Origin of the sequence: Enterococcus sp. (assembly GCF_022711995.1) — a bacterium.
GTDB lineage: Bacteria > Bacillota > Bacilli > Lactobacillales > Enterococcaceae > Enterococcus_D.
Map to the genome: position 1 here is coordinate 1 of NZ_JALAHI010000089.1, position 11,913 is coordinate 11,913.

The 11,913-nt window shown below is 40.5% G+C and carries 7 protein-coding genes and 2 pseudogenes; 2 read left to right on the forward strand and 7 right to left on the reverse strand.

Annotated elements, in window-relative coordinates:
- Together pfkA and dnaE are read right to left on the reverse strand one after the other, a co-directional pair.
- A partial coding sequence (gene pfkA, locus Q0A12_RS08855; protein WP_291292289.1) for a 6-phosphofructokinase occupies positions 1-936 on the reverse strand: 936 nt, incomplete at its 3' end.
- 168 nt (positions 937-1,104) lie between these two features.
- On the reverse strand, positions 1,105-4,413 hold the full coding sequence (gene dnaE, locus Q0A12_RS08860; protein ID WP_291292290.1) for a DNA polymerase III subunit alpha: 3,309 nt from the start codon (positions 4,411-4,413) through the stop codon (positions 1,105-1,107).
- Between the two features lie 149 nt (positions 4,414-4,562).
- Here dnaE and Q0A12_RS08865 point away from each other — a divergent pair, with 149 nt between their 5' ends.
- Complete coding sequence (locus tag Q0A12_RS08865; RefSeq protein WP_291292291.1) at positions 4,563-4,748, forward strand: YjzD family protein; 186 nt, start codon at positions 4,563-4,565, stop codon at positions 4,746-4,748.
- Between the two features lie 44 nt (positions 4,749-4,792).
- Here the strand turns inward: Q0A12_RS08865 and Q0A12_RS08870 are convergent, their stop codons facing one another.
- Positions 4,793-5,995: a multidrug efflux MFS transporter gene (locus Q0A12_RS08870; protein ID WP_291292292.1), complete on the reverse strand. Its 1,203-nt coding sequence runs from the start codon at positions 5,993-5,995 to the stop codon at positions 4,793-4,795.
- A 240-nt stretch (positions 5,996-6,235) separates the two neighbouring features.
- Positions 6,236-7,675, reverse strand: a complete 1,440-nt coding sequence (locus tag Q0A12_RS08875) for an NCS2 family permease (RefSeq protein WP_291292293.1) — start codon at positions 7,673-7,675, stop codon at positions 6,236-6,238.
- 267 nt (positions 7,676-7,942) lie between these two features.
- Between Q0A12_RS08875 and Q0A12_RS08880 the strand changes: the two genes are divergently transcribed.
- Complete coding sequence (locus Q0A12_RS08880) at positions 7,943-8,746, forward strand: Cof-type HAD-IIB family hydrolase (protein ID WP_291292294.1); 804 nt, start codon at positions 7,943-7,945, stop codon at positions 8,744-8,746.
- An 83-nt stretch (positions 8,747-8,829) separates the two neighbouring features.
- On the opposite strand, the pseudogene Q0A12_RS08885 reads toward Q0A12_RS08880, so the two are convergent.
- The 3 genes and pseudogenes from Q0A12_RS08885 to Q0A12_RS08895 form a co-directional block, all read right to left on the reverse strand.
- Positions 8,830-10,101, reverse strand: a pseudogene (locus tag Q0A12_RS08885) (asparagine synthase C-terminal domain-containing protein); the annotation flags it as partial.
- 204 nt (positions 10,102-10,305) lie between these two features.
- Complete coding sequence (locus Q0A12_RS08890; protein ID WP_285706582.1) at positions 10,306-11,616, reverse strand: IS1380 family transposase; 1,311 nt, start codon at positions 11,614-11,616, stop codon at positions 10,306-10,308.
- A gap of 177 nt (positions 11,617-11,793) precedes the next feature.
- Positions 11,794-11,913, reverse strand: a pseudogene (locus Q0A12_RS08895) (anthranilate phosphoribosyltransferase); the annotation flags it as partial.

Consider the following 11,913-nt stretch of genomic DNA (forward strand, 5'->3'; position numbering starts at 1 on the left):
GTATAAAGAAATATCTGGTTTGTGTTTGTTGTTTTCAAGGGTCTCAATGATATCTGCAGCAACCATTTGGTTGTTTTCGATACCGATGCACAATCCGCCTTTACCTTGTTGCAGCAATTCTACAGCATATGAGCCAAATTTACTTGCCAATACACGGTCTCTTGCGCTTGGTGATCCCCCACGAACAACGTGGCCTAAAATCGATACCCGAGTATGGAAATCGCCATATTCAGATAATTTGTCAGCAAATTCGTTTCCGCCCATCACGCCTTCTGCTAAAACGATCAAGCAATGTTTCTTTCCACGGTCACGTCCTTCGCGAATACGATTTGCAACGACAGCCATATCAAAGTCATGTTCTGGAATGATGATTTCATCTGCTCCACCGGCAACACCTGACCAAAGAGCGATATCCCCGGCGCCGCGTCCCATTACTTCAATTACGAATGTCCGAACATGGGAAGTTGCTGTATCGCGAATGCGATCGATTGATTCTAAAACGGTATTGATCGCTGTGTCAAAACCAATCGTAAAGTCTGTTCCTGGAATATCGTTATCGATTGTTCCTGGAATACCAATTGCAGGGAAACCATGACGAGTCAAAGCCATCGCACCATGATAAGAACCATCTCCACCGATAACGACCAAACCTTCGATACCGAATTTTTTCAGTTGTTCAATCCCTTTCAACTGACCTTCTTGCGTTGCAAATTCAGGATAGCGTGCAGAATACAAGAATGTTCCGCCTCGTTGGATCTTATCGCCTACATCTGCCACGTCAAGACGGCGGATATCTCCTGCTACCAAGCCGGCATAGCCGTAATTGATTCCATATACTTCAAGCCCATCAAAGATGGCCTTTCTGACAACTGCCCGAACCGCTGCGTTCATCCCCGGCGCATCGCCGCCACTGGTTAGAATTCCAATGCGTTTCATTATCCATTCACCTCATTAGTAGATTTGTTTAGGGAATTGGAACTCCCTTATTTGATACTTTTCAAGTAATAACCACGAGTAGTATTTTACCATTATTCCAGAGAAATGTCTTGAATTCGTGGGAAAAAGTTGAAAAAAGTGTAAGTTTGAAATTACGTTTTCGGAAAATTACTTGAAAATAACATTTTCTGTTCCCAAGAGGCTTCCTAATCTGCTTTCAATTTCTTCATCTTTTTTTACCCAGTTCTCTTCTGTCAACAAAACTTTTTTCCCATTTCGCTCATAAAACAGCACAACTGGAATCTGTCCTTTATGTTTTCTCAGTAATTGCGACAATTCTTGCAGATGATCCTTCTCAACCGCGGGTGTGATCTTCAGAAAACAAGTTTGATCGGTTAGCTGAGCCTGTGCTTTTTCAGCTAGCTCTATTTTATCAGCAATCAGTTGGATTTCACCATTGTAACGACTTACTTCCACTTTTCCTTCCACATACAAAACAGCATTTTCTGCAACATCTCCCCGCACTTGACGATACAGTATCGGAAAGACGGTGATTGAGACTTCTTTACTAGCATCAGTTCCTTCAAGAAAGGCCATTTGTTCTCCTTTTTTTGTGCGGATTTCTCGAATGTGACGCACATAAAAAAGTATCCGGACACGTTCGTTGGGCACTAAGTCAGCGATCGCGATGGTCTGCTTTAGCTGCTGCAGCTTCTGATATTGTTGCACAGGATGTCCTGAAAGATAAACGCCTAAGTATTCTTCTTCCAATGCCAGCTTTTGTTCTAAATCATAATCAGCGACTTCGGCCTCTTTTAGCGCCATCGTCTCTAATAAATCGAGACTGCCTCCGCTATAGGCAATATTTTGGATTTTCCCTTCTAACTGGATGATGGCCTGCTTTCGGTTGGTAACCAATTCATCAAAGGCGCCAATGCTTAGTAACGGGCGCAAATAATCTTCTTTCAACCATTTACTATTTTTTTGATGCAAACGTAACAGGAATTGATCTAGAGAGGAGAATGCCCCATTTTCCTTCCGTTCATCCAAAATATCTTGGATCAAGTCTCTACGGATTCCTTTGACACTGCTAAATCCAAAACGAATCTGCTGATTCGATTGCAAATAGAAACTATAGCCACTCTTGTTAATAGATGGCGGTAAGATGGCTACACCATACCGAGTTGCTTCATTCAAATATTCTTTTAGTTTACTAGGATTATTCCTCACTGAATGCAGCAGTGCAGCAAAAAATGGGCCTGGGTAATGGACCTTGAGGTAGGCCATTTGAAAACCGATGAAGGAGTAAGCAAAGGCATGGGAACGATTAAAGCCATAATTGGCGAATCGTTCGATATAATCATAGACCTCTTCTGCTTTTTCTGCTGAAAAATGATTAGCCACGGCCCCTTCTACAAAGTGACGGCGTTCTTCATCTAAGACATCTTTTTTCTTTTTACTGATAGCTCGCCGCAAAATATCTGCTTGACCGAGGGAAAACCCAGCCATTTTAGAAGCCACTTGCATGATTTGTTCTTGGTAAACGATGATTCCATAGGTATTTTGCAAAATGGGCACCAACGTGGCATCTGGATACACCACTTTCTCTTGGCCTTTTTTACGACGAATAAAGGTATCGATATTTTGCATAGGCCCTGGTCGATACAGCGCATTGACAGCTGCGATATCTTCGATGCTTTCCGGTCCTAGTTTACGCAACACATTTCGGATTCCTGCCGATTCAAACTGAAAGATTCCGGCAGTGTCTCCTTGCTGAAACAATCGCAGAACAGCAGGATCATCCAATGGGATCGCCTTTTGGGTAACTGTTTCATTTGAGACTCGTTTGATGCCTTTTAATGTATTGTCAATGATGGAAAGGTTCCGTAAGCCTAAAAAATCCATTTTCAACAAACCGACTGTTTCCACATCATTCATTGTGAACTGAGTCAAGAGGATCTCATCGCTTCCTTGTTGAAGTGGGACTAGGTCCAAAAGATTTTGGTCACTGATCACAACACCAGCGGCATGGGTAGAAACATGCCGCGGCAATCCTTCCAAAACCTTAGCCACAGCAAACATTGTTTCGTTTCGTTCATTGAAGGTTGCTAACTCACGCAATTGATTGGATTGCTCGTAAGCCAATGCCAATGTCATTTTCAAAGCGTTAGGAATAGCTTTCGACCAGCGATTAGCCTCACTTTGCGATAGACCAAATACCCGTGAGACATCCCGCAGCACCATCTTGGCTGCCATCGTTCCAAAAGTAGCGATTTGTGCCATATACTCTTGGCCGTACTTTTGCCGAACGTAGTGCAAGATTTCATCACGACGATTATCAGGAATATCCAAATCGATATCCGGCATGGTATAGCGTTCAGGATTCAAAAAACGCTCAAACAGCAAATCATAGGCAATCGGATCAACATCGGTAATAGCTAATACGAAAGCAACTAACGAACCGGCCGCTGACCCCCGTCCTGCACCAGTAACAATTTCATTTTTATGGGCAAAATCCATCACATCCCAAATAATCAAGAAATAATCATCAAAGCCCATTGTATGAATCACAGATAGTTCATAGTCCAGACGCTGACGATGGGCCTCTGTGACGTGTGGGATTCGTTGAGGCAACTTCTCAAAACAGAGCTTTCTGAGAAAATCAGCGGCATTTTCTTCTTTTTCCAAAGGAAAATGCGGAAGCAATCGTTGATGAAGAGGAATCGTCAACGAGCATTCTTCTGCAATTCGCTGATTGTTCAGCAACGCTTCTGAATTTTCGCCAAATGCTTGCAGCAGTTCCTCTGGGCTTTCCAAATAATAAGCAGCAGAAGTCTGTTCTTTTGCTTTACGAAAATCTTCAATCTGCGTTCCGCTTTTAATGTGCTCCATCACTTGCACAGCAAACAATTCTTCTTGTTCCAGAGCTGCGATTGGTCGATAAGCACACAGCTGAATGCCGTGTTGTTGAAACCACTCTTTTTCTGGTGTGTCCGTTGCCTTTTGTACCCCAAGAAACAGGCTCTCTTGATCAAAACGAGCGACAAACTCTGTCAAAATTTGGGAAAGTAGCGCTGAATCTTCCGAGTATTCGGGAACAAAGCCTTGTCCTTGAGGCAAAATCCCAAACAAATCTGGTAATGTTAGATACTCTGCCAAATCCAAATGACCATTGATCATTTTTTCACTGGAAAGCCGCATCAATAAACGATAGCCGGCTAAATTTTTTGCAAAAAGATACAATGGAAATGTTCCGGAAGATTCGCCAAAAGTGCAATCGAATAAAACACCGATCACAGGTTTGATCCCAACCTTTTGACATTGCTGGTAAAATTCCAAGGCCCCGTAGAGGACATTGTGGTCTGTTAGTCCCAAAACCTTGTATCCAGCTTTTTTGGCAGTAGCAATGTAGTGAGGAATTTTGATCGTACTTTGAAGTAACGAATACGCGCTTAAGGTTGTCAATTGATGATACATAAAAAATCCCTCCGAAAATGATAATTCCGTTTGTTTCTGCTTTATTTCTCGTTTGAAAAGAATAAATGAAAACTTGAAAATCTTTACATTGAAAATTTTTGTGATAAACTAAAAGCAAAGAGCAAGATACTCAGAAAAGAGGTGTCGTCATGCGCTACTTAGTTACACTATTTTGGACATTTATTTTAGGTCAAGTCGTCGGCTATCTAGGAAGTTCACTTTCGGGTGGTACCTATGATTTCCAACTGACCGCAATTATCTCTCTAGTTGTGGGTGTTATCATCATCCTTTTTGGTATGATTGCTCCTGCTTCTAAAAAGACCAGTCATTTATAGAAGAAAAACCAGTTACTCTCATTGTAACTGGTTTTTTTTTCTTTTCAACTGAGATCATTTTTATGAAAGTTTTTGCGAAAATTAAAGGTTGAAAGACATACATTCAAAAAGACAAATGCGCTAGTTACCCAGAACACCGCGGGATAACCGAAACTATGGGCTACGGTCGACCCCACCATTGGGCCCAGAACTTGGCCGAAGTTAGAAAACATTTGATTGTAGCTATAAATTCGGCTGACACCTTCCATCGGAGTAATTTTACTGATCAACGTATTGATCGATGGCATCAACGCTCCCGTGGAAAAGCCCAGCAAAAAGCGCAAAGCCCCTAATTGGAAGGGCGATGTTACGAAGCCCATTGGAATAAAGCAAAGGAATGAAAGCAGTAATCCGCCTAGCAGCACTTTATGATTGCCATAGCGGTCTCCTACTTTCCCTAAAATTGGCGAAGAAATGATTGCTGAAACACCGGCGATCGATACGATCAATCCACTGATGAATAACAGGTTCCCTGTATCGCCGCTCAAATCACGGATATAGAGCGTCAAAATAGGGCTGATACTTGTTACACCAAGCTGTAGAATCAATGAGGTAATAAACAATCCAATCAATAATTGCAGATTTTTGATTTGCCCGAAAATTTCTTTGACAGACAAAAGATCGCCTTTTTCAACTGGCTCAAAGTCTTCCTGAACCAAAAAGACTGTCAATAATAACGTAATCAAGAGAACGACTCCTGTGATGATAAATACGTTTTGCATCCCAAACCACTGTGCTAGCGCTCCACCCATAGAAGGACCAATCAAATTCCCCGCAATCGCGCCGGTGGCTAAGGTTCCCAGTGCCCAACCACTTTTTTCTTTTGGTGCTTGAGAAGCAATCAATGCTGTGGCATTTGGAATATAGCCAGATAAAATCCCCGTAAAGAAACGCATGATCAATAACCAATAGACATTTGGGACAAAGGCTAGCGAGCCCATCGTGAATGTCATACCGGCAGCAGCCCGAATCATCATGATCCTGCGGCCTTTTTGATCGGCCAGATTCCCCCACACCGGCGCAATAATTGCGGCAGCAAAGGCAGTCACGGAAATTGCCAAACCAGAGAACAGTTCAACTTGACTTTCAGGCGCCCCCAATTGTTCGATATATAGCGGAATAAACGGCATTACTAAACTAAAACTTGCACCAGTAAAAAAACAGCCAATCCAAGAAATTAGGAGATTTCGTTTCCAATCAATTTTCATGTCAAAACCCTCTTTCTCTTAAACTATACCGCATTTTTTAAAATAGTAAAATTAAAAAAGACAGAAAATTATGTGATCAATCTACAAAATAAAACTATCCCTTCGATAACTGTCTCATCTGCCAATTTCATCTACCGCTTCTGCAAAGCGACCGATAGATCAAAGGGAAAAATCAGTTATCGATTGGATAGTTCGTTATTTAAAACACTATAAGAAATTCTTGCATTTCGTTGAACCGGATTAGCTGATGACAGCTAAAATAATGAAGTTCAAGATAAAGAGAATATTAACGATCCATAAAATAGGCGATACTTCGTTGAATTTGCCTTTTACAACTTTAACAATCGCATAGAAGATAAAACCAGCTGCGATTCCGTAAGAAATGCTGTAGCAAAGACCCATAAAAATGGAAGCAAAGAAAGCTGGCACAGCTTCTTCAAGATCAGACCAGTTGATATCCGCAAAGGAAGCCAACATCATTACACCGACCAAAATCAGTGCCGGAGCAGTTGCTTGAGCAGGAACAACGGAAATCAATGGCGAGAAGAAACTACTGATAGCAAACAAAGCCGCTACAACTACAGAAGTCAAACCTGTTCGTCCACCCGCACCAATTCCGGCAGCGGATTCCACATAAGTAGTTGTATTAGACGTTCCGAAAATCGCACCGATCGAAGTAGCAATCGCATCAGCAAAAAGAGCTTTATCCATTTTGGTGCTGAAGCCTTTACTGTCTTCAAGTGCTTCTTCATCTTTTTGAGAAAAGATTCCAGTCCGGCGTCCTGTACCAATAAATGTCCCGATAGTATCAAATGTATCCGACAAACTAAAGGCAATGATCGTCATGATGACTTGAGGAATTTTGGTGGAATCACTGAACAATGACCCCATTCCCTCTGAACCAAAGGCAGCACCAAAAGTTGTTTTTAGTTCATTAATCGAACTGCCAAGAGAATTTCCTTGCCAATCAATCGTGCTTAAATCTACCACACCCATCAAAATTCCGATAATCGTTGTAGCTAAGATTCCAATAATGATTGCTCCACGAACATTTTTTACAACCAGTACGGTCGTTAAAACTAAGCCAATGATGGCCAAAATAACTGGCGCATTGTTGAAATTAGCCAGTGCTGGTACGATGCCTCCATTAAATGAAGCACTAACGATAGTGTCTCCATCAACCGTTGATCCAGTCACTGCGGCAGTATCCGCACTGAAACTCAATAGATTGGCATTTTTCAGCCCAACGTAAGCAACAAAGATCCCAATCCCACCACCGATGGCATGCTGCATGCTTTCTGGAATGGCATGAATGATCAACTTACGAATTTTAGTGATCGTGATCAAAATATTGATCACACCACAGATGAAAACCATGGCCAACGCTTGTTGCCAAGAATAACCTAGACCAAAGACAACTGTAAAGGTAAAGAAGGCATTCAATCCCATTCCTGGTGCTTGCGCATAAGGAACATTTGCAAAGAGTCCCATGACCAACGTTCCAATCACAGAGGCAATGATGGTTGCCAGAAAGACGGCTTGGAACGGCATACCTGAAGCAGAAAGAATAGACGGATTGACAAAAAGAATGTAACTCATTGCAAAGAAGGTGGTTACCCCGGCCATCACTTCTGTTGAAACTGTTGTTTTATTTTCTTTTAATTTGAAAAACTTTTCCATGTAACTTTTTCACTCCTACAAGATTAGTTAGTGTTTCTGAAAAGAAAAGAATAATTGCACTTTCCATTGAACAATTACAAATTATAGGGGAATACCCCCTATTCCACAATAAAAAAATTAACAAAATCTAAATATTTTATCAGAATGTTCGTGTTTTGACCGTCGCCTAACTATTTCCAGAAACTTATCATAATTCTTTCATCTCTTGTGAATTCAATAAAATATGTTACACTTAAAAAACTAGTAAGAGAGAATGGAGCGAGTCGAGTGAAACAAAAATTAATTGCCATCGATTTAGATGGCACTACTTTAAATACAGAATCTCAAATTTCAAAACGGACATTTGATGTTTTGACACGAGCAACGAAAGCCGGACATTATGTGACTATCGCAACTGGGCGTCCTTTTCGTATGAGTGATCAATTTTATCGTCAACTAGATTTGAGAACTCCAATGGTCAACTTTAATGGTGGATTGGTACACAAGCCCCGTCAAGTATGGGCCAACGAAACAGAGTATTCTGTTTCAAGAGAGATCGCCTTTGAGCTGATGGCTCAAAAAGAAAACTTAAATTTAGATTTCATCGCGGCTGAGAATCGTGAAACATTTTTCATTGATCAACTGGATGGGTTTGATCAACGTTTCTTTTCTTCAGACAGTGTAACTGAACAAAACTTACTGAAGAATATGACATCTGATCCGACATCTTTGTTGGTTAAGACACAAAATGAGTTTGCGGAAACAGCAGCTTTACGGATCAGCAATCAATTCAACGACACCGTTGACGTTCGGACATGGGGTGGCCCTCATGCTATTTTGGAAATTGTTCCTAAGGGGGTCCACAAAGCATTGGGCCTCTCAGTCATTTCTAACTATTTGAAGATTGATCCAAAAGATATTATTGCTTTTGGTGATGAACACAATGATTTAGAAATGCTTGAATACGCCGGTTGGGGTGTAGCTATGGCCAATGGCACAGACCAGTTAAAAGCTGTTGCAAATGATGTTACGGATAAAACGAATGCAGAAGATGGTTTAGCGGATTATCTAGAAAACTTATTGGCTTTATAAAATATGAAAAAACACGAGGATTCGATGTCGCTCCTCTTCAAGTCGGTAATGTACTTGGAGGGATTGCATCTTTCCTCGTGTTTTTAAATGGTTTCGTAAACGATTGTTTCTGCCTTAGGAATTTCTTCATCAATGAAGAAAACTTTATACCACGTTAAGAAAGTAAAGATCGTCCATATTTTCCGTTGTAGACCTTGCTTGCCGGCACGATGGTCAGCCAAAAGCTGTAAAATCTTTTCTTGGTCAAAAAACTCTCCGGCAAAATCAGCTGAAAACAGATCTTTGACTGTTTGATACCCCGTTCCTTCTTTTAGCCACGCTCGGATAGGAACCGGAAACCCTAACTTTTCACGATTTGCCCATTCTTCAGGCAGATGACGATTCGCTGCTTGGCGAAAGACATCTTTCGTGTTGTGCTGATTGATCAAATACTTTGTTGGAATCGTTTGAGCTAACTTCATGACTTCAATGTCCAGTAATGGCACCCGCAATTCCAAAGAACTAGCCATCGACATCTTGTCTGCTTTCAGCAATATATCTTTTGGCATCCATTGATGGACATCCAGATATTGCATTTTATTCACTTCCTCAGTAATCCCTGCTACTTTTTGATAGTAAGGAGCTACGATTTCGGCAACTGACGGCCCCTGCGTATATTCTTGTCGTAACACGGCTTCAGCTTCTTGCTCTTCAAAAACCAATGCTTGTCCAATGAAGAAATCTTGCGCAGGTGCAGTGGCTTCATACAAATGGATCCGCCCATGGAAGTTTCTCATGTTTCCCAAAGTCCGGCCTAATTTGAAGCGGATATTTTTAGGCAGTTTTTTCAACCCTTGAGCAAATACACGGATCATTTTAGAATTCGTATGCCAGCCATAAGCTGCATAACCGGCAAATAATTCATCGGCACCTTCACCAGACTGAACTACCCGCACATGCTGAGCAGCCAAATTGGCCAAAAAGTAAAGGGGCACACAACTTGGATTAGAATCTGGCTCATCCAAATGATATTGAATCAGTGGAAACGCCTTGAAGGACATTTCTCCATCAATTACCGCAGCGGTATTGTTCAATCCTAGCATCTTGGTCAATTTTCTAGCTTCAATCGCTTCATTATAAGTCTTATCATCAAAGCCAATCGAAAAGGAGTGATCTGGTCGTAAAACCGCAGCTACATAGCTAGAGTCTACGCCACTGGATAAAAATGAACCCACTTCAACATCACTAATTTTATGGGCAGCAATCGATTCTTGAACGGTCTCGTCAATTTTTTGGACCCATTCTTCTTTGCCATAGTTTTCTTTGTGGCTATAATCGGCATCCCAATATTCATGAATTTCCATTACACCATTTTTCCTGAATAATTCATAGCCTTAATTTTTTTGAATAGTTATTTAAAAAAACGTACGTTTCTTTAAACATTCTCTCTATTTCTAACAAAATTTAATTTTTTGTTCTACTTTTCTTGGCTATTGCTATTAAAGTGAAAGTCAATTCAGTTTTTTGGCAGACTCCACCCCTTTGATTTTTCATCCTTTTTTTCTAAGGTTAGGAAGGATTTATTGGCACCGCCTTAGGCGCCTGAAAATTGCATAGAATTCGTTTTGTTGCACATGATAGCTTGATAATTTAAGGTATATTTTTCTGGCTGTTTGAACAAGTTTTCCAGCAATTTTAAGAAAATGTAAACGAATCGTCTGGATAGTCATTCCTTGGTCTATTTTTTTGAATGCAATCGTTTTTAAAAAATTAACAAGGTTGTAAGCAAGAACGCTTATCATCATTCTCGTATGATTTTCTACAAAACGTGGACTATCTGTCTTGTCAAAAAAGAAACCCGTTTTGGCTTCTTTGATAAAATTTTCCATCGTTCCACGTTTTTCATAAAGAGAGAAGACAACTTCAGGTGAGACATTTTCGGATAAATTGGTCACAATAAATGCGTGATGAAAGAGAAGTTCACCACTCTCGCGAACCGATCGTATGCAGACACGACGAGGTTTTGACCAAGATTGTGCTTGGTAAAAGGAAGAAAAATAATATACCTCTTGTTCATTCCATTTTTGATTGTCATCGTATTGAACAAATTGTTCTGCCAACTGGCTTAACTTGTTATTATTTTTCAATCGAATGACGTAGTGACTGTTGGTATTCTCGCAAGGTTCATACACCTCTGGTGTTGCAAACCCACTATCACCACGTACGAGTATATCTGTAGTAGGTAATGCTTCAATATAATGAGATAGCAATGGTTCAATGAACGCTTTTATTCCTTTCGAGGTGTATTGATTTCCTGGACGTAGTTCTGCTTTTAAAAAGTCACCAGTTAGTCCATCAAAGGCAACTAGCGGATGATATCCATAGGTTTGATAATGTGCATTGTAATTTGTTTGTTCTTGACGTCCAAATGTATCGGAGTGAGTGGAATCAATGTCAATCACTAATTCGGTGTTATTGCGAATCAAACGTACTTGATCTACTAATGCTTGATTTAACGCTTGCAATTGATGAATATTTTTCTCCATAAAACGATCAAAAAAACGAGAAAGTGAAGATTGAGAGGCTAGTTGCTTCTTACCTAAAATGGCTTGAAATACAGGGTCTTGTCTTAAAATATTCGCTGAAGAATCAGCCGAATAACCACTAATCAATTGCAAGATAAGTTGTTCTAATATTTCCACGTTATCATGTGTATAATAATTGCGCTTGTCCTCTATGTGAAGAAAATGCTTTGCTAGTTTTGAAAATTGAAGAGTATCCATTAACTCCTTCATTAGAACTAACCCTGAATCACTGGATAAGCAGCCACCTGTGTGTGAAATTATCATCGTTGAATTGAATTTCATTTGATTGTCATGTAAACTAGTCATTAGAAGAACTCCTTTCTTTTGGTTGGTTTAAGCACCTTTACCATAACAGAACGGAGTTCTTTTTTCATCACCTAATGGGTGAAAATGAAAAATGAGTGTTTTGATTATTGTTAAGCGATTTGTGAGCATTCGAATAGAATGTATGAATTATTCAGGTTACTGCTTATTTATTGAAGTTCATTGGTTGTTTGACTGACGGATCAGCATTTGCAATTTGTCATAAGCGGCACCGGAAGCGATACACTCTCGTGCCAGCTCAAAACCTTCTTCCAGCGTTGCGGCTTTTCCGTTAGCATA

Bases quoted from the DNA above. Each gene is read 5' to 3' on its own strand.
- dnaE (WP_291292290.1), bottom strand. From the start codon at position 4,413: ATGTATCATCAATTGACAACCTTAAGCGCGTATTCGTTACTTCAAAGT.
- Q0A12_RS08865 (WP_291292291.1), top strand. From the start codon at position 4,563: ATGCGCTACTTAGTTACACTATTTTGGACATTTATTTTAGGTCAAGTC.
- Q0A12_RS08870 (WP_291292292.1), bottom strand. From the start codon at position 5,995: ATGAAAATTGATTGGAAACGAAATCTCCTAATTTCTTGGATTGGCTGT.
- Q0A12_RS08875 (WP_291292293.1), bottom strand. From the start codon at position 7,675: ATGGAAAAGTTTTTCAAATTAAAAGAAAATAAAACAACAGTTTCAACA.
- Q0A12_RS08890 (WP_285706582.1), bottom strand. From the start codon at position 11,616: ATGACTAGTTTACATGACAATCAAATGAAATTCAATTCAACGATGATA.